This window comes from Xenorhabdus miraniensis (genome assembly GCF_002632615.1).
This window is the reverse complement of record NZ_NITZ01000001.1, coordinates 85,761-112,486: the sequence shown is the minus strand read 5'-3', so window position 1 is coordinate 112,486 and position 26,726 is coordinate 85,761. Positions and strand designations below refer to the sequence as shown.

Here is a 26,726-nt window from a genome sequence, read left to right as displayed (position 1 = left end):
GAGGTAGTCGATTGCGCGTTTTTATTTTGGAGATTCGGATGGGAAAATTTCGGCGTATAAAATTAATAGTGATAGCGACATTGCACAATAACTATTGCGGTGTCTGTAACCTTGTAAACTAGACGATGCTCGCGATCAATCCGCCTGGACCAGTATCCTGACCAGCTGTGCTTTAAGGGCTCTGGAGCACCCAGACCATCAAAGGGCTGCCGTGCGATATCCCTAATAAGAATATTAATGCGTTTTAGGGTTTTTTTATCGGTTTGTTGCCAGTAAAGATAATCTTCCCATGCAGTTTCTGCCCAAGATAGAATCATTCTTCCAGCAAGCCTTTTTCGAGGGTTTTAGCGCTTTCCACTTCTGCAATGGCTTGGTTTAAGCGAGCTGCATTTTTAGGGCTTGCCATCAAATAGGCAGTCTCTTCATAAGCTCGAAAATCTTCCAAACTGAGTACAACCGCTGGCTTACCATTCTGACGAGTGATCATGATGGGTTGATGATCATCGTTCACTTTATCTAGGGTACTGGCTAAATGAGTTCGAAATGCTGAATAGCTCATAACATTCATGGTCATTACCTCATAATGCTTACGTACTTATTATTGTACATGTACAATAATAAGTACTCAAGTGTAATATTTGAACAAATTGTTTCCTTTACAACCCTAATTTTCATGGGTAATTAACTTATCAATAATAAATATTGGTTTCCTGATAATTTTTTATGATGAGTGTCATCATTTTTATTATTTCATCGATATCAATAAATATTGATATCGATGATTTATTATTAAATCAATAAATAATATTGAAAATTATTTTGCTGCATCCAGAGCTTGTGCAAGATCGGCAATAATGTCATCGCTGTGTTCGATGCCGATAGATAGGCGAATCAGATCGCGAGACACCCCTGCTTTTTCCATTTCTTCGTCATTCAATTGACGGTGAGTGGTGGATGCTGGATGACAAGCCAGTGATTTGGCATCACCAATATTGACCAAACGTACGATCAGTTGCAGGGCATCAATAAAGCGTACACCTGCTTTTTCCCCGCCTTTGATGCCGAAGGATAGAATGGCAGCAGGCTTCCCATTCATATAACGGATAGCCAAATCATGTTCAGGATGTGACGGCAAGCCCGCATATTTAACCCAAGAAACTTGAGGATGTTGTTCCAGATACTGCGCAATTGTCAGGGCATTTTCAGTATGGCGTTCCATACGAAGAGCCAATGTTTCAAGGCCCTGTAAGATCAAGAAAGCATTAAAAGGAGATAATGCTGCGCCAGTGCTACGCAGTTGCCCGACACGACAGCGAGCGATAAAAGCTGCGGCTCCAAAATGTTCGGTATAGTTTATTCCGTGGTATGACGGATCCGGAGTATTTAAAATCGCAAAGCGATCTTGATGCTCTGCCCAAGGGAACTTGCCTGAATCGACAATCATTCCGCCGATAGAGGTTCCGTGGCCTCCGATATATTTGGTCAGGGAGTGGATAATGATATCTGCGCCATGTTCAAACGGGCGGCATAAATAAGGTGTTGCGACAGTATTATCGACAATAAGAGGAACTCCGTGCCGATGGGCAATGTCTGCCAATGCCTGGATATCAACGATATTCCCGCTTGGGTTGGTGATAGATTCGCAAAAGACCGCTTTGGTTTTTTCGTCAATCATCGCTTCAATGGTTGTGAGATCGTTATGATCAACGAAACGTGTTTCGATCCCCATACGTGGGAAATTGTGCGCCATCAGGTTATAAGTTCCACCATACAATTTCGCTACGGAGACAATGTTATCTCCCAGACTGGCAATCGTCTGGATAGCGTAGGTGATTGCCGCCATGCCAGAAGCAACCGCAAGCGCCCCAATTCCTCCTTCTAAAGCGGCGACACGTTTTTCCAGTACATCATTGGTCGGATTCATGATGCGGGTGTAAATGTTGCCTTCAACTTTCAAATCAAACAGGTCAGCGCCATGTTGGGAATCATCAAAGGCGTAGGAAGTTGTTTGATAAATTGGAACAGCAACGGATTTGGTGGTGGGATCAGGTGAGTAACCGGCATGGATGGATAGCGTTTCTAATTTCATTCTCATTTCCTTTAGTGAATTGCAGGGTGAAATTATTTTGATATTACAGGTACTAAGAAAGTGATTTTATTTTGAAAACATAAATAGAATGATAATGTTGAATATTATTATTAACTTATTAAACTGGAATAAAAATTGTATCTAATTTACAAAAAAATAATGTAATGGATCAATATCAAAAATAAATGTTTAGATATCAGTTTGATATCTGTTTAAAACAAAAGTTCACTTGTTTTTTGAAGGTGTAATTTCTATAGGTAATGATTACTCTCCATCGTCAATAATTCTATTTTTTCAAGTTTATCGCATTTTATCTAAGCATCCCGCAAAAACTATCTATACTTTAAATAGTTAATAAACATGAAGGGTAATTATTAATTATGATGATGAAAAAAGCGTTTATTGCGACTTTAGCCGTATCCGGTTTTATGTATGGTTCATTGGCTTATGCGGATTCTAATACTGTTGCTGTAGGTTACGCACAAAGTAAGGTTCAAAATTTTAAGAATATTCGTGGGGTGAACCTTCACTACCGTTATGAGACGGATTCTCCTGTCAGCATTGTTGGTTCATTCACCTATATGAAGGGTGATAGAGATGGTTACTACGCTGAGAGTAATTTTGTTGAAAAATTTAATATTGACATAAAATATTATTCATTTATGGCAGGGCCTGCTTATCGTATTAATGATTATGTGAGTGTATATGGTTTATTGGGCTTTTCGCATTCAAAAGTTGATGCAACTTTTAACTTTGTTAAGAAAGGAGGCAAACAAGATCATCATGATAGCGGAGAGTTGAATAGAAAATCGACCAATCTGGCCTATAGTGCCGGCGTAGAGGTTAACCCAATTCAAAACCTCAGCCTTTATGCTGGCTACGAAGGATCATCAATAAAAGATCATGATGTACGTCATAACATCAATGGGTTTAATATCGGTGTAGGATATCGGTTTTAAGTAACAGTCTTGGCTAAAAAATAATTCAGGCACACACAAAAACAAGGCGCTTTTCAATATTGTTGAATGCGCCTTATTTTCATGGGGTGAATTAATATGTTTTATGTATTTTTTTAGAGAAAAAGCCTATCTGATTTGGAGGCTGGTTAAACCATTTCTGGCTATTACAAGATAATAAACTCACTCTTTTTCTGAATTTTCTCCTTTTTAAAATATTCATGACATACCTGCACTGAATGGATCTTTTCTGCATATAGCGGCTATTTGAACCTTTATATTTCACGTAATGATGACTCCCTAATTACATATCGCATTACGTATTCGCCCACCATTAAGCCCAGAGTAATGATTGATTATGGGTAAAAGTCATGGTGGGCATATACGGCAAAAGGGGAGCACTCATGAAGGGCTTAAACGATAAAGTCGCTATTGTCACTGGTGGAGCCACCAAAATAGGTACAGCCGTTGCCAAGGTATTGAGTGAATATGGGATTAAGGTCGCGATTTTTGATATTGATCAGGAAGGCGGGAAAAATGCCGCCAGCCTCCAACCCGAATCCATCCGTTTCTGGCATGTGGATATTACTGATGACAAACAACTCTCCCAGGGAGTACATGAAGTCGTTGCTTATTACGACCGTCTGGATTATCTCGTCAATCTTGCCGCAACTTATCTGGATGGCGGCGCCAATGCCGACCGTGAAACATGGCTGACGGCCTTGAATACCAATGTGGTCAGTGCTGTCAGGGCAGCTCAGTTTGTGCGTCCTTACCTTATTGCCGCAGGTGGTGGAGCCATTGTTAATTTCACCAGTATCTCCTCCTCTATTGCCCAGACTGGTCGTTGGTTATATCCCGCTTCAAAAGCCACTTTATTACAAGTCACCCGCAACATGGCAATGGATTATGCCGCCGATCGCATCCGTGTTAATTCCGTCTCACCGGGTTGGACGTGGTCACGAGTCATGGATGAGCTGACTCAGGGCAATCGCCAGAAAACCGATGCTGTTGCCGCCGATTATCACTTGCTTGGCCGTGTGGGCGATCCCGAAGAAATCGCTCAAGTCGTAGCCTTCCTTCTGTCTGATTCAGCCAGCTTTGTGACAGGGGCGGATTACGCCGTTGATGGTGGCTATTCAGCAATGGGGCCGGAGCAGGCAAAACCTGCCATTCCACGTTTAGCGGAATAGTTTAACGGAGTAGTTGGGCGGAGTAGTGGACGGAATAGCTGGACGGAATAGCTGGGCGGAATAGGCGTTCCGGACAATTGGTATCGCGGGACGAAATAACTTTAGTTCCGAAATCCGAAAAAAATGAAAGAGGAAAATATTATGCGCCGTATAGCTATCGTAGGAGGTGGTCAAGCTGGACTGCCTTTGGCCCTTGGTCTGCTGAACAAGGGCTATCAGGTGACGGTTGTTACCAATCGCACTCCCGATGATGTTCGCAATGGTCGGGTCATGTCGAGTCAGTGTATGTTCGATTCCTCTTTACAATTTGAACGTGATTTAGGATTGAATCAGTGGGAAAAGCAGTGCCCGCCCGTTGAAGGCATCGGTTTTACCGTTCCCCACCCTGAAATTCCTGATGAGAAGGCGATTGCATGGAGTGCCCGGCTGGACAAATACGCGCAAGCGGTCGATCAACGTATCAAGATGCCATTCTGGATAGAACAGTTCGCTGCCCGTGGCGGTAATCTGGAAATCAACGACGTGGGGATCATTGAACTGGAACAGTTGGCTGCCCGCCATGAGCTGGTTATTCTGGCGGGAGGCAAGGGAGATATTGTGAAATTACTGGAGCGTGACGCTTCACGTTCTCCTTTTGATGCCCCCCAACGCGCACTGGCATTAACTTATGTCAATGGCATGCTGCCAACGCCTGAATATTCCCGTGTTTCTTTTAACCTGATTCCGGGGGTGGGAGAATATTTTGTTTTTCCTGCCCTGACGCTGAATGGTCCCTGTGACATCATGGTGTTTGAAGGCATTCCCGGAGGGGTAATGGATGGCTGGCGAGAGGTCAGAACACCACAAGAGCATCTGGCCTACAGCAAGCAAATCCTCAAGACTTTTATGCCGTGGGAAGCTGAGCGTTGTCAGCAGGTGGAGCTTACCGATGAAAATGGTACTCTGGCGGGGTGCTTTGCGCCAGTGGTGCGCAAGCCGGTATTAACACTGCCTTCTGGTCGTCAGGTTTTTGGATTGGGGGATGCGGTCGTCACAAACGATCCACTGACCGGACAAGGCTCCAATAATGCAACCAAAGCCTGCAAGGTATATTACGAAGCCATTCTTGCCCACGGTGACAAACCCTTTACGGCAGAATGGATGAACGACACCTTCGAACAGTTCTGGAAATATGGTCATCATGTTGTGGAATGGACAAATAGCCTGCTTATTCCGCCAGAGCCACATATTTTACATTTATTGGCAGCAGCCCAACAATTGCCGGCACTTGCCAGCACGCTTGCCAATGCTTTCGATCATCCTCCCGTGTTGTTCCCGTGGTGGAAAGACAGTCACGCCTGCGAAGAATACATTCATTCACAGATGGTTGAAAAAACCAGAGCTTGAGCGGGGAACTTGTCATGACTTTGAATATTCTGAGCAGTCAGATACCGTTGCCTGATACCGAATGGGGGGCAACTGAATTTGAAGCAAGGGCGTTGCGCGCACTTTTGGGTCATTATCCAACAGGCGTTGCCATTGTTGCGACACGTACTGCTGGCGGGCGCAATGTGGGATTGACCATCAACTCATTTGCTTCACTTTCATTAGAGCCACCGCTGGTACTCTGGAGTCTGGTCAATCACTCCCCCAATCTGCCCGTCTTCCGTGATTGTGAATATTTCACGATCAGCATTCTTGGATGTGAGCATCAAGAGTTGGCTTTGCGTTTTGCCAACCCGAGGGTTGAAAACAAATTTCGGGATATTCCCGTACAGGAAACACCGGAAGGCGTTCCCTCGATTGGAGGAGCGATAGCGACCTTGGTTTGTGCCAATCATCAACAAACGCATTTGGGTGATCATTTGCTGATGATTGGTCACGTGAAGCGTATTGCCAGCATTGAAGGTAAGCCACTGGTTTTTCATAGCGGTATGTTTACTGTACTGCATGATGTTCGAGAAATATGAAAAAAATCATTCTGTTGTTTTTTGTCAGTACGTTCTTTTGTTGGGAAAACATTCAGGAGAACATTATTAATGAAAAGTCCATTACGTGCGTTTGTCACTGCATTAAATCAGGGGAATGTGAAGATTATCGACCTCACCCAAACATTGACCCCTCATTTTCCGGCCTTACAGTTACCTGAACAGTTCGGGCAAGTCTGGTCATTCAAGTCAGAGCGTATTTCTCACTATGACGAGAATGGCCCGGCCTGGTATTGGAACAATTTCAGTTGTGGTGAACATACAGGCACGCATTTTGATGCCCCGGTACATTGGATCAGCGGTAAAGATCATCCCGATAACACGGTCGATACTATTCCCTTGCACAACTTTGTTGCACCAGCGGTGGTAGTGGATGCCAGCAGGCAAGTGGCACAAAACCCCGACTGGCTACTGACGGTTGAGTTCTTACAGTCTTGGGAAGGGCGGTACGGGCGTATTCCTGCGGGTGCATGGTTACTGTTCAGAACGGATTGGTCTAAGCGGGCAGATGATCCCATTCGTTTCCTCAATATGCACGATGACGGCGCTCACACGCCGGGGCCGAGCCAGGAGGCTGTAGAGTGGTTGATCCATGAGCGTGATATCAGGGGATTCGGGGTCGAAACCATCAATACAGATGCCGGACAATCCTACGCCTGGCCGGTGGCTTATCCTTGCCATACCTTGATGCACGGGGCGAATAAATACGGCTTGCAGTGCCTGAAAAATCTCGATTTTCTGCCACCCACGGGCGCAGTCATTATTGCCGCTCCTCTCAAAATTGAAGGGGGTTCGGGAAGCCCGCTGCGTGTTCTGGCTCTGGTCGAATCCCTTGATGGAGGAGAGTCATGACAGTATCAAAGCCACAAGTGATTATCGTTGGCAGTGGGATAAATTCTCTGGTTTGTGCGGCTTTGTTGGCACTCTGGGGTAAATCCGTCCTGGTACTGGAACGGAATGCAGTACTGGGGGGCTGCATTCGCACAGAAGAACTTTTCCCCGGTTATGTCCACGATGTGCTCTCTTGCTGGTATCCGCTGTTTTTGAGCAGCCCTGCTTATCAAGTGCTCAAGCCCGCTTTGGAAAAGGCGGGTCTGGAATTTATACAAAGTGATTATTCAACCGGATTGGTGCAACCGAATGGCAAGGGAATTGCCTTGAAACGGGATGTTCTGGCTGCTGCCTTGCGGCTTGATGAAATTTCGATGGGAGATGGTGTGGCATTAAATCGCATGGCACAGCAAATCCTCCATGATGATGCAGCACTGGTCTTTGGCCTGTTGGGGCAGAATCCTTATGGTTTGGGCATGCTGAAATTGCTGTTCTCAGAGTGGCGGAAACGTGGCATTGATGGGCTGGCAGCGTTTGCTGGCAACTCGCTGGAAACTTTCCGGCGTTGGGCTGAGCGTGAATTACAGTCCGATTTCAGCCGCGCTTTGATTGCACCGTGGGTACTGCATACGGGGCTGGGGCCGGATGATGCCGGCTCAGCCCTGATTGGCAAGCTTACTTTCGCTGCGGTGGTTGCGGGAGGCATGCCTGTGGTGAAAGGGGGCAGTATTCGCATTGTGGAAGCACTTAAGGCGATCATTGAGCAGCATGGCGGTCAACTTATTACCCATGCTCACGTTGATCGCATCATCACCCACAAAAGAGGGAAAAAGTGTTATGCCTCTGGCGTGATAGTCGAGGGAAACGTTTATCACGCAAGTGAAACGGTGGTTTGCAATGTGACCCCTCAACAGCTTTATGGTCATCTGTTGGATAACATGCCTGAAACTGTTCTGCAACGGGCGCGGAACTATCGTTATGGGCGGGGAGGAATGCAGATCCACTTTGCCTTGAATGCGCCGCCGCCGTGGTGTGAGCCGGAATTACGCCATGTGCCGCTTATCCATCTGACGGAGAACATGGAACAGGTCTGTCTGTCCGTGGCACAGGCGAATAACGGTTATTTGCCGAGCCATCCTACATTGAGTATAGGGCAGCCAACGGTCCTTGATCCTTCTCGTGCTCCAAACGGCGGTTGGATTTTGTGGATTCAAATGCAGGAATTGCCGACACACTTGAAAGGCGATGTTTTGGGCGAGATTCCAATTCCCGCAGATGGCAGATGGAATACAGCCGTTCGCGAAGCGGTTGCGGATCGCGTGCAGGCCCGTTTGGAAACGGTGATGCCCGGTTTTTCATCCTCCATTGTGGGGCGTAAATCCTACTCTCCAATGGATTTGCAGGCATTGAACTGTAACTTGGTAGGTGGTGATCCCTATTCCGGTATTTGTTCACCCGACCAATTTTTCTGTCTGCGTCCGTTTGCTGCTTCACAGGGCGCAAAGGCGCATCAAACTCCTGTCAGTAATGTTTTTCACATCGGGGCTTCAACGCATCCCGGCCCCGGATTAAGCGGGATTTCCGGCTATCTTGTTGCCCGCCGGCTTGCGCGGCGCTGAGCAAATTAGCCACTCAATTTACTCATTATGGATTCATCTCTTACAGAGAGGAGAGTTGTATGGCGATAAAACTTAGAGATCTTGTTTGTACAGCGGCTTTATCACTGACTTTATCTTTATCACTGATAAGCACTTCGGTCATGGCGGCAGAAGGTGGTGGTGTGGGTACTTATCCTGATGGCTTGGATAATTATTTGGCTGGTGCTTTACCGCCTCCGGGTATTTATGCGCTGTTTTATGGTGGCAATATTCACTACAAAAAGCTTAGGGGAAATAACGGTGCTTTGATCCCGGTACCGGGTTTCAAAGTGAATGTGAATCTTCTGGCACCCAGATTGGTTTGGGTGACGGGAAGACAGGTTTTGGGAGGTCAACTGGCCTACCATACCATCGTACCGTTACTGGATGTGACCACAGACGCTGCTGGCAAACACAACAACAGCAAAGGAATAGGAGATATCACCTTTGGTCCTGCCTTGGGCTATCATCCCGCTCCTGATTTAGGCTATGTCATTGGGTTGGATGTCAACATACCAACAGGTCACTATGATCGCAATGATCCTTCCAGCTTGGGAAAAAATTACTGGACGATTCGGCCTGTCTGGGCAGTGAGTTATTTTCCTGCTAATGGCATTAATGCCGATTTGAAAGTGATGTATGACGTCAATTCCAGCAATAAAGAGACCAAAACCACTTCTGGTCAGGCGATCCATGCAGATTATGCGTTGGGTTGGGGATTTGGCAATGGGCTGGTGGCAGGAGTGGGAGGTTATGTTTTCCAGCAAATCACCAACGACAGCGGGCCAAATTCAGCACAAGGTAAAGCAAGCGCGTTTGGTTTTGGTCCTTCTATCCGTTATGCCAATGCGAAAGGTTGGCTGATCGCGCTGAAATGGCAAAAAGACCTTGCAGTGAATAACCGCCCGGCGGGTTCGCAATTTTTCTTAAAAGCGGCGATTCCATTTTAATATGAGTTTATTTTTATCGTGGTATAGCACTTTTTTACGGATTAAAGTTAAAGGGCTAAAAATACCCATTCATATAGGGTGACAAGATAATATGGAAAGAAATAAGAACGCTATTCATTAATATGAGTAGCGTTTATTTTTATCAGTTAGTTAACAATTCCAATAATCACAATTAGGTACTTAATATATTGTTACTATTTTCTCTATTATCAGATAATAACTTGACCTCATTTTCCTTTGAATATATAAGTTTTGTTTAAAAAAGTATCACTCTAAGATTAATGAAGATTTTTACGATGGGGACATAATAAATGTCAACGCTGATTCATTGTAATAAGGTCAAATTTAGCATTAATGCCAAGCCATTATTTAACAATCTTTCCATAACCATCAAAGAAAACGACAGGATTGCATTAGTTGGCTATAACGGTACGGGAAAAACGCATTTACTGAAACTATTGGCGGGCATTGAAAAACCGGATGATGGACTGATTGAATACGCCAATGGCTTGAGGCTGGAAATGGTTTCTCAGTTTATCGACGAGGCATTACTTGAAATGACCTTACTTGAGTCTATTTCTCAAAAAGTCAAACAAGTTGATGAATATGGTGACTATAAGGCGGTATCCATACTGCATGGTTTTGGTTTTCAGGATGCTGATTTTACGACTAAAGTGGCTGATCTCAGTGGTGGACAAAAGACGAAACTGATGTTTGCCATGAGTGCGGTTGTGGAACCGGATATTATTTTATTTGACGAACCCAGTAACCACCTGGACTCAAATACCTTGAAATTCTTCGAGGACTTCTTTAATAACAGCCTGAAAAGTGCCTTTATTATTGTTTCCCACGACCGAAACTTTTTGGATAACGTCACCAACCAGACGATTTTTTTGCGTGATCAACAACTCGCTGCTTTTTCCCTGCCGTTTAGTCAGGCATTTTCTGCTTTACAGGAAAGAGATGAAGCGGATGCTTTGCGCTTAAAAGCAGAAGAAAAGAATATTCGCCGCATACAGGAAAGTGCAAAACGTTTGGCGCAGTGGGGAAAAATTTACGATAACCCTAAATTCACCAGAAAAGCCAAATCGATGGAAAAACGGGTTGAAAAACTTGAACAAGGCAAAACGAAAATAACCGAAGGGGAAACTTATCGACTATCGCTGGATGCCGATCTGATCAAATCCAGACATATGCTGCAAATTGGGGAAAAGTGGATTGGCTATCAAAAAAATGGAGAGTTTAACCCGTTATTTTCCATCAATGGCTTGTATATTCGTCCGGGAGATAGAATCGCGCTGTTAGGTGATAACGGAGTGGGGAAATCCACCCTGATTCATTCTCTGGTTGAAGCTTATAAAAAGGCGAGAAGTGCACATGATGGCAGGTTGGATAATTCAGCCTATGATACCGAAAATATTACTTTCTCACCGCAATGTAATATGGGCTATCTCGATCAGGAATTGGAAAAAATCCCATTGAATGAACCGATATTTGATGTGGTAAGAAATAATGCACCGAAAATTGATGATATCACCTGTAAACAACAATTAATTTCGGCAGGGTTTGAATATGCGGATTTTACTAAATTAGTAGGAAGATTGAGCGGTGGTGAACGTTCAAGGCTGATGTTTTTAATATTGAAATTAAATAAACACAATTTCTTGATTCTCGACGAACCCACCAACCACTTGGATATTTTCGGCAAAATGGAATTGGAAAGTGAGTTAATTAATAACGATATGACTCTATTAATTACCTCGCACGATCGGGCATTTATCGACAACACCGCCAATCGCTTTTTGCTGATAAAAAATGGCAAACTGGAAGAAGTGACGTCCAGTGATGGATATTATCAGTTCCTGAATGAAAAAGTGATTACCTATCAAAAAGAAGAGATTAAGGCTAAGGAAATCACTCATAATGAGCCAGAGGTATTCGCGAATGAAGAGGACATTCTTCAACGCATTGTGATATTAGAGAAAAATCTGGCAGAGGATTTGGCGCGGAAACCGAAGCATCAGAAGCCGAAAAGTCAGGATATATGGAAAAAGGAAATTGAGAGGCTTTATGAAATTTTGGGATAAATACCCAAGGTGAGCTATAAACTATGTGCCCCTTATTTGGGGCACTCATATTATTCATAACTACAGAATACGTTCAGCAATAGCGGCGTCGTACCAATCTCTAAACTCTTCCAACAACAAGTCGTACAGCACATCTTCTTTTACCGTTGCAAAATTGTCGATCTCGAAGAAATGGGTGTTATCCAGACGACGATCGGTAAAGTTATCGAGATCTTTCAGTATCCCGTAACTTGAACCCCCCAAACCAACAAACTTCCAAAAAATAGGATAATTCGCTGAACGTCGAATGGCATCCTTAATTTGACGGGTTTTACTGATCCCTCCATCCGTAATAAATACGACATAGACAGGCAGGTCACTGTCTTTAAAAAAGTCGATAACCTCTTCCATCACTGGCGGTTCATTGTTTGTACCGCCGAGGCCGGGAAGAATTTCCCATCTGGAGCCTTTTATCGCGGTCTGTATGGTATGAATATAGCCATCAAGGTTATCAAGGGTGACGTCCTGGTATTTCTTGTGTTTCGCAGCAAATCCCCAGACATCCATCGAACCGTCATCATCAAACTGCACCGCCAATACCGCAATACGATCCAGAACCGCCTGCACATGTCCCTTTTTGAATTCAGAGTGCATTGATCCTGATGCGTCAAGAACAAAAGCAACACGCGCCTTGACCGATTGCAGCTTGTGCTTATTCAGGCTGACAGTGGCATTCTTGGCAAGGTTTACAAGGCGCGGTGCTTTATCCTGTAGCTTTTTCTCAAGGCTGATAGTCGGGACGGGAGGTGGATTTGAAGAAGCGGGTTGCTCTATATCCACACCAAAATTCACCGCCAGAGGCTCCAGCCCGCCATTGAAACCTTGCCCAAGAGCCCGAAGCTTCCAGTTGCCGGAATGCCGATAAATCTCTGCAATAATCATGGCCTTTTCCGTTCTGCCCGCAGTTGAAATGGTGAAGTCTGCCATATTTTTTGCTTCAACACGTTGCGTTTCAAGACATTGCGCTTCAAATTTCAACTGTTGAAGATTGGCGACAGAATCCGGGCCGTCGATCACCAATGTGATAGCAATTTTATTCACATCAGCCGCTATTTTTGTCAGGTCTACAGCGATAATACTGCTCTGGTGAGATGTCTCTAAAACCAGACTGTTATCTGCGGCTGCACGATTATTGTAAAAGTAGAAATCACTATCTCCCCTGACTTTTCCATTGGCATTCAATAGAAAAGCAGAGGCATCTACTTCACTACGAAAAGAAGGTGTTGTTGGGTAAGAGAGAGTAAGCCGAAGAGAGGTTTGAGATAAAACGATATTTTGTCCTGCCTGAAGATTCATACCTGATATCCTTTTAAATATGTAGTCAATGTTTCTGGCGGGTGTTTTTTGTCACGTTAATGGTTTTTATTTCATTATAAAATTTTCTTATGAATGATAACAGAAAACGTCTTGTGTTGCTGCTATAGTTGCATTCCTTAACGGAAATCTTGATATTTTTATCTCAGTTCCTGATATTGCCAGAAAAAAAACTATAAATTCCCCTATTATTATTTATTGGGAACCAGCGTCTCATATTTATTTTCTTCTTTGTGTTTAATATTAAATCTTATTTCATCTATCTATTTGTTTTTTCCTCCAGCAAGAAAGTCTGAATTAAATTCTCTTGTTATACATTTGGTGGAAATATATTTTGCTGAAACTTTTGGTTCGGTATTAAGCGGAAAATAGCCATCTTCACTCACGTTTCAGGCTCTCGCTCGGTGTTTCTCCATAGCGGGCTTTATATTCTGCACTAAAGCGTCCCATATGGGCGAATCCCCAACGCAGAGCAATTCCTGTAACGCTGCTGGCTTCTCCCGCCAGTAGTTCTGTGCGGACATGCTCCATGCGTAAGTTGCGTAAATATTGCATCGGGCTGATGTCCAGAAATTCTTTGAAGCCGGCGTAGAGGCTGCGCAGGCTGACTCCGGCTATTTGGGCGAGCTGTTCTACCGTAATGGGTTCGTGGGCATGAGCCTGTAAATATTCCTGTACCTTACGTACATGTCGTGGACGAATGGTACACCGACGATTCGCCGAAGATTCACTGTAATTATGTTGATGTGTGGATAGCAATGTCACGGAAAGCAATTGCTCGATTTGGCTGGTAATCAGTTTGTGTTGCAAAATATCGGGCACTTGGGTGGTACATTCCAGAAGATAAGGCATCAGACAGCGCCATGCCTGACAGCGTTGCCACTCAAAACCCAGTTCAAATATCAGCGGTTGATCCAGCGGATGCCCCAATTGCCCGACAAGGGTTCTCTCCAGCAGAGAGCGGGAAATTCGGACCATAAACTGGTCGTTGTCAGTACTCCAGCGCATAGACGTCTGTTGGTTGGGGCTAAGAACAGAAGCAATATTCGGTGTTGAATCCAAGTGTTGTTCGCCACTTTCAATGCAGGCACAACCCGTCAGCGGCATCTGGACAAGAAAGAAGTTGTCCAGTTCTCCCGGATTGATTTCAACGTTGGCACTGTAACGCAGCCGGCTTATAGAAAGATCCCCAAGTGGAATGTAGTGCATTCTGGCATTCAGTTTTTGGCTGTGACCCAGTATCTTCAACTGATGGGGCTGCATGACTCTTCCAACCATAGATTTGACTTCATCAAGATCATTAGATGAAAAAAGCAAATGTTTTGGGGAATTGAGGTGTGACTCAATTTTTGACACCGCATATTTGGGATCTGAGCATTTTGAATCTGCATATCTTGATTCAGCGCTTTTAGATTCAGAATAACCGTGAGGCCACGAGCTGCCCGTCATTTCAGATACCTCCAGTCAATAACATGATTATTATGATTGTGTGAGATACCCCGCCAATAATGTGTTTATTCTCCGTTGTGATGTTTCGGTTGCGATGATTCGGGATATTTATCGAATGGTTAAAAGTAATAAAATAAATAACAAACTGATTGTTTCTACTCACAGTATCCACATTTTACTTAAATGAAATATATATGATTGTGAATATATTTATGAATGACACTATTTATCGTTATCGACCTTATCGTTATCGACTGTAATTTATTATTAGCGACGGTTATTTCCTCTGACCATCCCGCTTTTGCCTGCGTTTATGGATAATTTTTCCGTTTTGCTGCGAGCTTTATCCAATCACTGCATAAATCACAAGTACATGACAAATCATGTATTGACCATTAACTGACATCCGAATTACATAGAAGACATAGCGAAAAAGACGTAAGGCAGAAAAACACGATGAGGTGAATATGTGAGGTGAATATGGCTGAGCGATCATTTGTCGAAGAAGTGAAAAAATTACGTCTGGGACAGGGCGAAGTTTTCAGCGGCGAAGGCATACTTGCCGTGACAAAAGCACTACTGGAATCGGGTGTTGCCTATGTGGCGGGCTATCAGGGAGCGCCGATTTCCCATCTGATGGATGTACTGGCAGATGCGCAGGATATTCTGTCTGAGTATGGCATTCGTTTTGAAAACAGTGCCAGTGAAGCGACTGCGGCTGCGACCCTTGCGGCCTCCGTTAACTATCCAATGCGGGGGGCTGTTACGTTTAAGGCCACTGTTGGTACGAATGTTGCCTCGGATGCGCTGGCGAATTTGGCATCGGGCGGTGTGCTTGGCGGTGCGTTGATTATTGTCGGGGAAGATTATGGCGAGGGTTCCTCTATCATGCAGGAGCGCAGCCATGCTTTTGCGATGAAATCTCAACTCTGGTTGCTCGATCCGCGCCCTAATCTCCCCTCAATTGTGCAGGCTGTGAAGATGGGGTTTGCATTGTCGGAAGCCAGCCATACGCCAGTGATGTTGCAGATGCGCATTCGTGCTTGTCATATGCGTGGCCGGTTTGTTTGTGAAGACAACCGTACGCCAGCTTTTATGATCAAAGATGCACTGGAAAACCCGACGCGTGATCTCAGCCGCATTGTTCTGCCGCCCGCCAGTTTTTTGCATGAGAAAGAGAAAGTGCAGGATCGTTGGCCTGCTGCGGTACGTTTTATTCAACAGCACGGATTGAATGAGTTTTTTGCCGAAGATGCTCAGGATATTGGCCTTGTTCTGCAAGGTGGGTGCTATAATACCGTGATCCGCGCCCTGAACTTACTTGGGCTGGCAGATGTTTTCGGAAAGAGCCAAATCCCGCTGTATGTGATGAATGTGGCTTATCCGCTGATCGATGAAGAGTTTAAGCGCTTTTGTCACGGTAAGCAGGCGATTTTGGTGCTGGAAGAAGGTCAGCCCAATTTTGTGGAGCAGAATGTGGCTAATATTTTGTGTCAGCATGACATAACTACCCGGCTGCATGGCAAGGATTTGTTGCCAATGGCGGGAGAGTACAACACGGCGACGGTGTTGGCGGGGCTTCGTGCTTTCCTTGAACGTTACGGCAAGATTGAAACCGAAGTTCCGGTGGCGGCCTGTCAGGTACGTATTCCTGCTGTTAATTTATCGGTTGATGATGAGCTTTATGGCACAGATGTGGTATCGGAAGATTCACTGGAAAAGGCCGTTCATGCCCGCCCCCCCGGATTTTGCACGGGCTGCCCGGAACGCCCGATCTTTACGGCGATGAAGCTGATAGAGCGGGAATTGGGGCCACATCATGTCAGTGCTGATATTGGTTGTCATCTGTTTGCCATTCTGCCTCCCTTTAATCTGGGCAACACCACAATGGGCTATGGATTGGGGACAGCAAGCGCAGCAGCGTTGAATACGCCGGTAAAGCATAAACGGGTGATTTCGGTGATGGGGGATGGTGGGTTTTGGCACAATGGCCTGACGAGCGGCATTGCCAATAGTGTTTTTAATCGCAGTGACAATCTCACCATTATTGTCGACAACAGCTACACCTCCGCGACGGGCGGACAGGATATTTTGTCCTCAACTGCATTGAATCCCATTCGCAGTACAGGCCACGAAATTGAAAATGCCGTCAAAGGTGTTGGTGTGAAATGGGTGCGCACGATCAAGCGTACTTATGATCTTAAAACCATGACTCATACCTTACGTGATGCTCTGACAACGGGCGAAAAAGGGCCAAAAGTCGTGATTGCGCAGAGTGAGTGCATGTTGAATAAGCAGCGCCGCGAGAAGAAAAAGGTCAAGCGTGCGCTTGCTGCGGGAAAAAGGATCGTCCGGGAGCGTTTTGGCATTGATCCTGATACCTGTACCGGCGATCACTCCTGTATTCGCTTATCTGGCTGTCCTTCCTTATCGATTAAACCGAATCCAGATCCGCTGCGCACCGATCCGGTGGCGACGGTTTTGAATAGTTGTGTGGGTTGCGGGTTGTGCGGTGAGGTTTCCCACGCGGCGGTGTTGTGCCCCTCCTTCTTCAAGGCTCGGATCATTATCAATCCCAATCGCCGGGAGCGGCTGATTCATCGTATTCGCAAAGGGATCATCGGTTATTTGCAACGTCGTGATGCTAAACGTCGTAAGCAATATGATTTTTAGGGGGATTATGCAGATGAAATCATCCACTGGTTTATCTAATCAGGTACCGCTTGCTCAACCGATCAAAATTGCGATTCTGGCGATGGGAGGAGAAGGGGGAGGCGTACTGGCTGATTGGATCGTCAATTTGGGCGAAGAAAATGGCTATTTTGCTCAGACAACTTCAGTACCCGGCGTAGCACAGCGAACCGGGGCAACGATCTACTATGTCGAGCTGTTTCCCGGCGCGGATGATCCTGAGGTATCGGCTCCCGTACTGGCGCTGATGCCAACGGCGGGTGATGTGGATATCGTGCTGGCTTCTGAATTGATGGAAGCCGCACGTGCGGTTCAACGCGGTTTTGTGACGCCGGATCGCACGACGTTGATCGCTTCAAGCCATCGGGTGTACTCAATAGAGGAAAAATCAGCAATGGGGGATGGACGTGTGGATAGCGAAGTGTTGATCCAGCAATCCCGTCAGGCAGCTTTGCGTTTTATTCATTTTGATATGGCGCTGATGGCTGAGAAGAGCGGCAGCGTAATCAGTGCAGTGTTATTTGGCGCACTCTGTGGTACGGAAAATTTGCCGTTTAATCGCCTCCAGTTTGAGAAGGCGATCATCAAGGGGGGGGTAGGAACAAAACCGAGTCTACAAGCCTTTAGATTGGGAATGAGCCGGGTACAGTCAGAAGCATCAAATCCCGGTATTCGCAAAAAAATACACTCTTCCTGTCAGCGCGTTTTCAAACGCAACCTGTCTGATCAACAGGTTTCTATACAACAGCATAATAATAGCGTGAGTAACTTGTTGCTGCGTATCCGGCAAGAATTGCCGTCTTGTATCCATGATATTGCGATCGAAGGGATCAGACGTTTGATGGATTATCAAGATCCGGCTTATGCCAGTTTGTATCTCGATCGGTTGCGACATTTGATCAATCAGGCAGTCAGGCATGATGAACAATTATTGCACGAAACCGCCCGTCATTTGGCGCTGTGGATGGCTTATGAAGATACCATTCGGGTGGCCGATCTGAAGATCCGTGCCAGTCGGTTCGAGCGGGTTCGTAAGGACGTAAAGGCACGTGACGATCAACTGGTTGAGATCAATGAATTTCTGCATCCCAGAGTGGAAGAAGTATGCGATACCTTACCTGCCAGCGTTGGCCGCTGGTTGTCTCGTTCCCATTTCGTTAAGCGAATGCTGGCGAAATTACTCAGTCGTGGCCGTGTGATTACCACGAGTTCAATTTGCGGATACCTGCTGTTTTATACGTTGGCAAATTGGCGTCGAATGCGCCGTCATACTCTGCGTTTTCAGCATGAAACAAAACGCATTGAAAGCTGGTTACAGCGAATAGTGGTAACAGCAAAACGCGATCCGGGGCTGGCTTTGGAAATTGCACAATGCCAGCGATTAATCAAAGGATATGGCGATACCCACATCCGCGGACTGCGCAATTTCCAAACCCTGATGGACATTGTTGATCATCATCTGAATCACCTGTCTTCTGCCAGTTTGCGGCAACTGCGTGAAGCTGCGTTGGCGGATGAACATGGCAACCAATTACGCGAATGCCAACAGCGACTCTCTTTATATTAAAGCAGTACGATATTGAAACAATACATTGAAATAACACATTGAAACAACACAGTTTATTGAAATGACGGTATTAAGGAGGAATTTGCAATGAGCCTGCTCAGGTTTATACAACCGCATAAAATTCGGTTTGCTGAATGCGATCCTGCGGGAATCGTCTTTTATCCTCAGTATTTCGTAATGTTCAACAACTTGCTGGAAGATTGGTTCGATGAATTAACACCAATGGGGTATGCCAATTACATTGCCAAATATCGCTTTGGCCTGCCAACGGTTCATTTAGAGGCGGAATTTAAAGCTGTCAGCAGAATCGGGGATCAGGTCTGGCTGGAATTAAATGTTGAGAAAATCGGCAAAAGATCATTGAAATTGCTGCAACGTTGTATCAGTAAAGGCGGGGAATTGAGGATGAGTGTTACCCAGACTTACGTCACGACTTCACTGGATACCCATCAGGCCATCCCCATACCTGATGAGATTTACTATGCGTTAACTGAACAGATGCCTTAACCCATTTATATCCTCACCGGGCCATCGCGTAGGTAATCGTATCGTGGCAGGCATTGTGTAACAGGTATTTGTGTAACAGGCATTGTGTGACAGGAGAGGAAGCATGAGCATAAAAGCGATAAACGAAGGTACAAATAACGAAGGCATAAACATAGTCTGCATTGGCGGTGGCCCGGCAGGATTATATTTTGGCCTGCTGATGAAGCTGCAAAATCCTGATAATCGTGTCGTGGTGATCGAGCGCAATCGCCCGTATGACACTTTTGGCTGGGGCGTTGTGTTTTCGGATGCAACGCTGGAAAACCTGAATATGGCGGATCCCATTTCAGCCAGAACGATTGGCGGGGAATTCTGCCGTTGGGACGATATTGATATCTATTTCAAAGGAACACTAAACCGCAGTGGCGGCCATGGATTTATTGGCATTGGTCGTAAAAGATTACTGAATATTCTGCAAGATCGCTGTCAGGAATTAGGCGTTGAATTAGTGTTCGAAACTCAGGTTGAAGATGAACAGGAAGTCGCCCGTCAATATCATGCAGATTTACTGATTGCTTCTGATGGGATCAATAGTCAGATCCGTACTCGTTACGCGGAAGTGTTTGTGCCGGATATCGACCAACGCCATTGCCGTTTTGTCTGGCTGGGAACCCGCAAGATATTTGATGCTTTTACGTTTCTGTTTGTCGAAACAGAACATGGTTGGTTTCAGGTTCACGCTTATCAATTTCAGGAAGGACTATCGACTTTTATTGTTGAGACGACGGAAGAGGCGTGGCTGGCTGCGGGTATCGACAAAATGTCACAGGAAGAGAGCATCGCATACTGTGAAAAGATATTCGCGCAGTGGTTGGATGGGCATGAATTAATTTCTAATGCAGCACATTTGCGTGGGGCGGCCATTTGGATACGCTTTCCCCGGGTTATTTGTACTCATTGGGTGCATTGGATCAAACCGGAAGAGAACAGCGGCAAACATGTCCCGATCGTGTTAATGGGAGATGCGGCTCATACAGCCCATTTCTCCATTGGTTCTGGTACGAAACTGGCACTGGAAGATGCGATTGAACTGGCGAACAGCCTGAAAGCCTATCAAGGGAATTTACCTGCGGGTTTGTCACATTATCAGAAAGTACGCAGCGTGGAAGTGCTGAAGATCCAGAACGCAGCGCGCAACTCAACGGAATGGTTCGAAAATGTGGCGCGTTATAAAAGTCTGCCACCTGAACAATTTGCTTATTCATTATTGACCCGCTCACAACGTATTTCCCATGAAAACCTGCGCCTAAGGGATAAAGCATGGTTGGAGAATTATGAACGTTGGTTTACCCAACAACTTAATCACGAATTTCCCTTAGTCCCGCCGTTGCTGACACCTTATAAAGTACGGGGGGTGATCCTGAAAAATCGTGTCGTCGTTTCGCCTACGTTGCTCTATAACGCAGTGGATGGTGTGCCGGGGCAATTCCATCAGATTCACCTGGGTAGCAGGGCATTGGGGGGAGCGGGTCTGGTGATCGCTGAAATGACAGCAATTTCACCTCAGGCGCGCGTGACGCCCGCTTGCACAGGGTTATGGAACGAACAACAGGCACAGGCATGGAAGACGATCACTGATTTTGTCCATCAGAACACAGATGCCCTGATAGGGGTCCAACTGGGCCATGCAGGGCGCCGGGGATCAACGCAACTGGGGTGGGAACAATCCGATCATCCTTTGCCTGAGGGTAACTGGCCCTTGGTTTCGGCATCAGCCATCCCTTATCTCTCCGGTGTTTCACAAGTGCCTGCCGCTATCACCAAAGCACAGATGAGTGAACTCATTGAACAGTTTGTCGCGGCGACGCGCCGTGCCATCGACGCGGGTTTTGACTGGCTGGAAATTCAGGCAGCTCATGGCTATTTGCTCTCCAGTTTTATTTCACCGCTCACTAATCAGCGTGATGATGAATATGGGGGTTCACTGGAAAACCGGCTGCGTTTCCCGTTGGCTGTTTTTAAGGCGGTGCGTGAGATCTGGCCTGCTGAATTACCGATATCTGTGCGTATCTCTGCCACCGATTGGGTTGAGGGAGGAACGAGCGTTGATGAAGCGGTTGTGATTGCCCAATATTTTCGTGACGCGGGGGTGGATATGGTGGATTGCTCCACAGGTGAGGTTTCCGCCGAGCAACGGCCCATTTACGGGAGAATGTACCAGACCCCAATGGCTGATCGCCTTCGTAATGAGGGCAAAGTGCCGGTTATTGCTGTCGGTGCGATTACAGATGCAGATCAAATCAACGGCATTATTGCTTCTGGCCGCGCCGATCTCTGTGCCTTATCACGCCCATTCTTATCCAATGCTGCCTGGCTGCTACATGAATGCGCCAGATACGGCTGGAATATTGATTGGCCGAAACCCTATCTTTACGGCAAAGAGCAATTTATAGCAAAGAGCAAATTATAGAAAAAGGCAATTGGAGCGTCAGTTAACTCAGAGATATACCCGATAAATTTCAAATTGCAGTCACTTTCGACTTTATCCGTACAGGAGATATCCCATGTCTCAAAAAGAAAATATTCAATCCCATGATCAATACCGGGAAGATATTGCTGGCCGTGCTAATGTCGCTGATAGCCCTGAACTGTTGGCGTATTACAAGGAGTTGGAAACTTACAAGACAGGGGCACTCTGGACAATCGCCAATAAAATAGAACCGTGGCAACCGAAATCAGCGTCGGTTCCGGTACTTTGGCGCTATCGTGATCTGCGTGAACTCGTCCTTAAATCCGCTGATTTGGTCACACCGGAAAAAGCGGGACGTCGTGTGGTTTATCTGAACAATTCTGAAAAAGCAGGTTTATCTTCCGCTGTGGGGTTGCTCTATTCCGGTCTTCAGACAATGCGACCGGGCGAAGCCGCATCGGCCCATGCCCACTCTTCTTCCGCCCTGCGTTTCATCATGGAAGGACACGGCGCTTATACCATTGTCGATGGGCAGAAAATGTTGCTGGAAGCGAATGATTTTGTCTTAACCCCCACTGGGACATGGCATGAACACGGCGTTGATTCTGATGGTTCACAGTGTATCTGGCAGGATGGTCTGGATATGCCGCTGGTCAATGTGCTGGAAGCGGGTTTTTATAAGGTACACCCTGACTTACGTCAGGCTGTGACTGAACCGCTGGATTCCTCTGTTGGGCTTTGGGGTGCACCAGCCTTGCGTCCCCAAAATGTCGGCTGGAATAAGCCATATTCTCCGCTGTTCAGATATCAATGGGGAGCAACTTATGAGGCTTTGCAACGTTATGCCCGTGTTGCAGAAGGCTCACCTTTTGATGACATTCTGATGTACTACACCAATCCACTGACAGGCGGCCATGTTATGCCGACTCTCGGTGCCAGTATGCAGTTGTTAAGGCCGGGCTTCGTTGGCAAAGCGCATCGGCATACCGGCAGTTTCATCTATCAGGTAGCGAAAGGACAGGGTTATTCCGTGATTGACGGCCAGCGGTTCGATTGGCAGGAGCGGGATATTTTCTGTGTTCCTTCATGGGCATTCCACGAACATGTGAATAGCTCACAAACAGAAGATGCTTGCCTGTTCTGTTTCAGTGACCTGCCGGTCATACAGGTATTGCACTTGTATTATGAAGAAGCCCTGATTGATAACGATGGGCACCAACGAGTGGGGGGATAAAGATGCGTTTAATTACTTACCGTACTGAAATGACGGCTGACACACGATTAGGGGCAATTGTGGATGACCATGTGGTGGATTTAGCAAAGTTAGCAGCCTGTATGGGTAACGTATTGCCGGATAATATGCTGGATTTTATCGACTTGGGGCCATTGGCCGTAAGCAGTGTAACGGCGTTACTGGATTCATTTGAAGGTTTATGGCCAGTGGGCGTGGCCCTGCCATTGCAGAATGTGAAAATACTGGCGCCGATTCCTCGTCCACGGAAAAACATCTTTGGTATTGGCCTGAATTATGTTGAGCATGTGGCTGAATCCAGCCGGACTCTGGATACGGGCAAAGATCTGCCAAAAGAACCCGTCATTTTTTCGAAGCCGCCAACCACGGTGATTGGCCCAGGTGATGCAATTGAACACAATAGTGAAATCACCCAGCAATTGGATTGGGAAGTGGAACTGGCAGTGATTATCGGGACACGCGCCAAGGGAGTATCGGAAGCTGAGGCACTGAAATATGTATTCGGCTATAGCTTGATTATTGATATGAGTGCCCGTGATTGCCGCCGTGCCGGACAATGGATTTATTCTAAGGGGCAAGATACTTATGCACCTTTCGGCCCTTGCATTGTCACCGCGGATGAAATTCCCGATCCCCAAAATCTCGCGCTTAACCTAAAAGTTAACGGAGTCACTAAACAGGACTCCAATACACGCCATATGTTATTCAAGGTTAACACCCTGATTGCAGATATCAGCAAGGGCATCACATTGGAACCGGGGGATATTATCGCGACGGGAACCCCGGAAGGTGTCGGGGCTGGCCGCAACCCACAAGAGTGGCTATGGCCGGGGGATGTTGTTGAAGCACACCTTGAAAAGATTGGTGATTTGCGTCATTCCGTTATCGCCGTGTAAGAACGGAAATACAGGAGCCTGATATGCTGAATCTCCCTAAGTTCAAGGCGGCTGCGGTACAGGCTGCACCCATCTTTCTGGATACGGAAGCGACGGTTGAGCTTGTTTGTCGGCTGATCCGTGAAGCCGCCGACAATGGCGCTGCTCTGGTGGCTTTTCCTGAGGTATTTGTTTCGGGTTATCCCTATTGGAACTGGGTCATGAACCCTGTTCAGGGTAGCCCGTGGTTTGAAAAACTGTGCAAATCTGCCATTGAAGTGCCGGGGCCGGAGATCCATAAAATCGCACTGGCTGCGGCACGCCATCACATCAATGTTGTGGTCGGCGTGAATGAGCGTAGCCCCAATGGCATCGCGACGCTCTATAACACATTGGTGACTATTTCTGATGAAGGCCGCATTTTGGGACGCCATCGAAAACTGGTGCCGACATGGGCAGAGAAACTAACGTGGGCGAATGGAGATGCTTCTTCGCTAAAAGTACATGATACCCGGATTGGTCCATTAGGTACGCTGGCTTGCGGAGAGAATACCAACACATTGGCGCGTTTTACTTTATTGTCTCAGGGAGAGTTAGTACACGTTGCCAGCTATATTGCCTTGCCTGTTGCACCTCCGGATTATGACATGGCTGAGGCGATCCGCTTACGGGCGGCAGCCCATTGCTTTGAAGGGAAAGTTTTTACCCTCGTTTCTTGTTCCACTATCTCACAAGAAATCGTAAAAGCGATGACAGCCACTCATCCTGAAGCCGAAGAGCTGTTGGCACGTCCTGATAGCGCGTTTACGGGAATTATCGGGCCTGATGGCCACGTAATGGGTGATTCCCTGATTGATGAAGAAGGGATTGTTTATGCAGATATCGATCTGAATCGCTGCATTCAGCCTCGTCAGATGCACGATATAACGGGGCATTACAACCGGTTTGATATTTTCGATCTCAAAGTAAACCGCCGCCCGATGAATCCGATCCAGTTTACAGATCTACCTTCGGAGCAGACGGATCTGAATACTTATGTCGATTGGGCGGATCCTTCACAGGAGAACCTGCCATGAACGAGAAGCGTTATTTTCGGGTTGGGCAGATTGTGCCTTCTTCAAATACGACAATGGAAACGGAAATTCCGGCCATTCTGCGTTCTCGTGAAGCGGTTAGCCCTGAACGTTTTACCTTTCATGCCAGTCGCATGAGAATGAAAAACGTCACGAAAGAAGAACTGGCGGCAATGGATGCGGATAGCGATCGCTGTGCGCTTGAATTATCGGATGCTGCGGTGGATGTGCTGGGGTATGCCTGTTTGGTGGCGATTATGAGCATGGGTAAAGGATATCACCGAATCTCTGAAAAACGCCTTCACTTGCGGACATTAGAAAACGGTTATCCGGCTCCGGTTGTGACCAGTGCAGGGGCGTTGGTGGAGGGATTACATGCTTTGGGAGCGAAACGGATCTCAATATTGACGCCTTACATGAAGCCATTGACCCAACTGGTGATTGATTACATTGAGAGCGAGGGGATTGAAGTTATCGATAGCATCTCATTGGAGATCCCCGATAACCTTAATGTCGGACGACAAGATCCCCTTGCACCGTTGGAAATTACCAAACGGCTCAACAGCAATGTGGATGTGATGGTGGCCTCTGCCTGCGTACAAATGCCTTCTCTGGCCTCGGTGCCATTGATCGAAGATCGTATTGGATTGCCTGTTATTTCCTCATCTGTGGCAACAACCTACATGATATTGAAACAACTGGGGCTGGATACATACGTTCCGAGATTTGGCTCACTGTTATCAGGAAAATATTGATTGAATCACGGTCGTGGGCGTGTTTTTCATGGATGAACCTTTTAGAATCGGAAAACAAAAAACCTCCTGAGATAAAAAGGGTTGTTCAACTTATGCCAGATGCAAAAGTGTTTGTTGACAATTACTTGCCTGCCTTGCTTGGGCAGGCATGGATGCTAGTTTCCTCTGAATTTCATGATACCGTTGAAGCGCAGGGATTGTCAGTGTTGGAATGGCGGGTGTTATCGACGTTGGCGGGAAGTGGCCCGGTCGGCATCAGCCTTTTGGCCCAGAAAACGGTCAGTAAACAACCGACCATTACCCGCGTTTTGCAGCGCCTGGAATTGCAGGGGTACGTAGCACGTTTTTCCAACGGTGGCGGTGATCGCCGCGTCACTTTGGTACATTTGACAGAGGCCGGTCTGCAAGTGGTAGAAGGCCTATTGTCTGAAGCAGAATCCCATGAAAAAAGTGTGCTGGAGCCATTGGGCAAAGGCAAGAGTCAGTTATTGAAAGAGGTATTACAAGAGCTGATTAAGCGGCATACGCCAATACGTAGGGCATTGGGAGAATTGGGTAAGTAACCTGATTTCTGAAGGAGGCATATTTATATTTTTGTCTCCTTTGGAAGGAAATACTTTTAATAGCCATACTTTTCATTAAGCAATAATGATATTTTTTGCGATTTTAATTGTTTTTTAAATGAACAGCGTGCCAATATTCCAGATGTTTTCAATAAATATCTAAAATAGAGTATGTATATTAAAAATATTATCAAGATTGAATTATTTTAATAAGCTAATAGTTAATGGCATAAATCTTAACATGTGCATAATTCAATAGATTTGTTTGTATCCCTCGCCTCTACGGGAATTAGGAGTATGACTCCAATCTATATTAGCGCGTTCGGTTTATCCCCGTACTTACGGGGAACACAGGTACTTCTGTGATACCGAATCCGCACCAGTCGGTTTATCCCCGTACTTACGGGGAACACAGGTACTTCTGTGATACCGAATCCGCACCAGTCGGTTTATCCCCGTACTTACGGGGAACACACCCATGA

The 26,726-nt window shown here is 46.2% G+C and carries 22 protein-coding genes and 1 CRISPR repeat array (1 of these 23 only partly in view); of the genes, 17 read left to right on the top strand and 5 right to left on the bottom strand.

Annotated features, from left to right (window positions below):
- Positions 1–62: 62 nt before the first annotated feature.
- From Xmir_RS00465 to Xmir_RS00455, 3 genes are all read right to left on the bottom strand, one after another.
- Entirely contained in the window at positions 63–317 is a 255-nt protein-coding gene (locus Xmir_RS00465; RefSeq protein ID WP_099112546.1) for a Txe/YoeB family addiction module toxin, read from the bottom strand.
- On the bottom strand, positions 314–574 hold the full coding sequence (locus Xmir_RS00460; RefSeq protein ID WP_244170820.1) for a type II toxin-antitoxin system Phd/YefM family antitoxin: 261 nt from the start codon (positions 572–574) through the stop codon (positions 314–316). Before Xmir_RS00460 ends, Xmir_RS00465 begins: the two co-directional genes overlap by 4 nt.
- 240 nt (positions 575–814) lie before the next feature.
- Positions 815–2,089 (bottom strand): bifunctional O-acetylhomoserine aminocarboxypropyltransferase/cysteine synthase, encoded by a 1,275-nt coding sequence (locus Xmir_RS00455; RefSeq protein ID WP_099112544.1) that lies wholly within the window; start codon positions 2,087–2,089, stop codon positions 815–817.
- A 386-nt stretch (positions 2,090–2,475) separates the two neighbouring features.
- Between Xmir_RS00455 and Xmir_RS00450 the strand changes: the two genes are divergently transcribed.
- From Xmir_RS00450 to Xmir_RS00415, 8 genes are all read left to right on the top strand, one after another.
- Positions 2,476–3,048, top strand: a complete 573-nt coding sequence (locus tag Xmir_RS00450) for an Ail/Lom family outer membrane beta-barrel protein (protein ID WP_167385924.1) — start codon at positions 2,476–2,478, stop codon at positions 3,046–3,048.
- Positions 3,049–3,449: 401 nt separating this feature from the next.
- Positions 3,450–4,238, top strand: a complete 789-nt coding sequence (locus Xmir_RS00445) for an SDR family oxidoreductase (protein WP_099112542.1) — start codon at positions 3,450–3,452, stop codon at positions 4,236–4,238.
- A 141-nt stretch (positions 4,239–4,379) separates the two neighbouring features.
- On the top strand, positions 4,380–5,624 hold the full coding sequence (locus Xmir_RS00440) for a styrene monooxygenase/indole monooxygenase family protein (protein WP_099112541.1): 1,245 nt from the start codon (positions 4,380–4,382) through the stop codon (positions 5,622–5,624).
- Positions 5,625–5,638: 14 nt separating this feature from the next.
- Positions 5,639–6,187: a flavin reductase family protein gene (locus Xmir_RS00435; protein ID WP_099112540.1), complete on the top strand. Its 549-nt coding sequence runs from the start codon at positions 5,639–5,641 to the stop codon at positions 6,185–6,187.
- 69 nt (positions 6,188–6,256) lie between these two features.
- A complete protein-coding gene (locus Xmir_RS00430) occupies positions 6,257–7,057 on the top strand; it encodes a cyclase family protein (RefSeq protein ID WP_099112539.1) in 801 nt (266 codons plus the stop codon).
- Positions 7,054–8,655 (top strand): phytoene desaturase family protein, encoded by a 1,602-nt coding sequence (locus tag Xmir_RS00425; protein ID WP_099112538.1) that lies wholly within the window; start codon positions 7,054–7,056, stop codon positions 8,653–8,655. The genes Xmir_RS00430 and Xmir_RS00425 overlap by 4 nt, the downstream gene beginning before the upstream one ends.
- Positions 8,656–8,714: 59 nt before the next feature.
- Positions 8,715–9,623, top strand: coding sequence for a SphA family protein (locus Xmir_RS00420; RefSeq protein ID WP_099112537.1), 909 nt, complete (start codon positions 8,715–8,717; stop codon positions 9,621–9,623).
- A gap of 311 nt (positions 9,624–9,934) precedes the next feature.
- On the top strand, positions 9,935–11,710 hold the full coding sequence (locus Xmir_RS00415; protein ID WP_099112536.1) for an ABC-F family ATP-binding cassette domain-containing protein: 1,776 nt from the start codon (positions 9,935–9,937) through the stop codon (positions 11,708–11,710).
- A 60-nt stretch (positions 11,711–11,770) separates the two neighbouring features.
- Here the strand turns inward: Xmir_RS00415 and Xmir_RS00410 are convergent, their stop codons facing one another.
- Both Xmir_RS00410 and Xmir_RS00405 read right to left on the bottom strand, forming a co-directional pair.
- The gene (locus tag Xmir_RS00410) at positions 11,771–13,045 is read right to left on the bottom strand and encodes a VWA domain-containing protein (protein ID WP_099112535.1); all 1,275 of its coding nucleotides are present in this window, start codon (positions 13,043–13,045) and stop codon (positions 11,771–11,773) included.
- A gap of 396 nt (positions 13,046–13,441) precedes the next feature.
- Positions 13,442–14,419 carry an AraC family transcriptional regulator gene (locus Xmir_RS00405; protein WP_279627198.1) on the bottom strand — a complete coding sequence of 326 codons (978 nt, stop codon included), beginning with the start codon at positions 14,417–14,419 and terminating at the stop codon, positions 13,442–13,444.
- A 573-nt stretch (positions 14,420–14,992) separates the two neighbouring features.
- On the opposite strand from Xmir_RS00405, the gene Xmir_RS00400 reads away from it, so the two are divergent.
- The 9 genes from Xmir_RS00400 (at position 14,993) to Xmir_RS00360 (ending at position 26,244) form a co-directional block, all read left to right on the top strand.
- The gene (locus tag Xmir_RS00400; RefSeq protein WP_099112533.1) at positions 14,993–17,185 is read left to right on the top strand and encodes a thiamine pyrophosphate-dependent enzyme; all 2,193 of its coding nucleotides are present in this window, start codon (positions 14,993–14,995) and stop codon (positions 17,183–17,185) included.
- A gap of 13 nt (positions 17,186–17,198) precedes the next feature.
- Positions 17,199–18,770, top strand: a complete 1,572-nt coding sequence (locus Xmir_RS00395) for an indolepyruvate oxidoreductase subunit beta family protein (RefSeq protein WP_099112768.1) — start codon at positions 17,199–17,201, stop codon at positions 18,768–18,770.
- Between the two features lie 87 nt (positions 18,771–18,857).
- On the top strand, positions 18,858–19,277 hold the full coding sequence (locus Xmir_RS00390; RefSeq protein ID WP_099112532.1) for an acyl-CoA thioesterase: 420 nt from the start codon (positions 18,858–18,860) through the stop codon (positions 19,275–19,277).
- 103 nt (positions 19,278–19,380) lie between these two features.
- Positions 19,381–21,726: a bifunctional salicylyl-CoA 5-hydroxylase/oxidoreductase gene (locus tag Xmir_RS00385; protein ID WP_244170818.1), complete on the top strand. Its 2,346-nt coding sequence runs from the start codon at positions 19,381–19,383 to the stop codon at positions 21,724–21,726.
- 94 nt (positions 21,727–21,820) lie between these two features.
- Positions 21,821–22,960: a cupin domain-containing protein gene (locus Xmir_RS00380; RefSeq protein ID WP_099112531.1), complete on the top strand. Its 1,140-nt coding sequence runs from the start codon at positions 21,821–21,823 to the stop codon at positions 22,958–22,960.
- A gap of 2 nt (positions 22,961–22,962) precedes the next feature.
- Positions 22,963–23,874, top strand: coding sequence for a fumarylacetoacetate hydrolase family protein (locus tag Xmir_RS00375; protein ID WP_099112530.1), 912 nt, complete (start codon positions 22,963–22,965; stop codon positions 23,872–23,874).
- Positions 23,875–23,897: 23 nt separating this feature from the next.
- Positions 23,898–24,929, top strand: coding sequence for a carbon-nitrogen hydrolase family protein (locus Xmir_RS00370; RefSeq protein WP_099112529.1), 1,032 nt, complete (start codon positions 23,898–23,900; stop codon positions 24,927–24,929).
- Positions 24,926–25,681, top strand: a complete 756-nt coding sequence (locus tag Xmir_RS00365; protein ID WP_099112528.1) for a maleate cis-trans isomerase family protein — start codon at positions 24,926–24,928, stop codon at positions 25,679–25,681. Before Xmir_RS00370 ends, Xmir_RS00365 begins: the two co-directional genes overlap by 4 nt.
- Before the next feature lie 92 nt (positions 25,682–25,773).
- Positions 25,774–26,244, top strand: a complete 471-nt coding sequence (locus Xmir_RS00360) for a MarR family winged helix-turn-helix transcriptional regulator (protein WP_099112527.1) — start codon at positions 25,774–25,776, stop codon at positions 26,242–26,244.
- Between the two features lie 323 nt (positions 26,245–26,567).
- A CRISPR array of direct repeats spans positions 26,568–26,726; the repeat unit is 29 nt; unit sequence CGGTTTATCCCCGTACTTACGGGGAACAC; it runs 1,334 nt beyond the window's last position.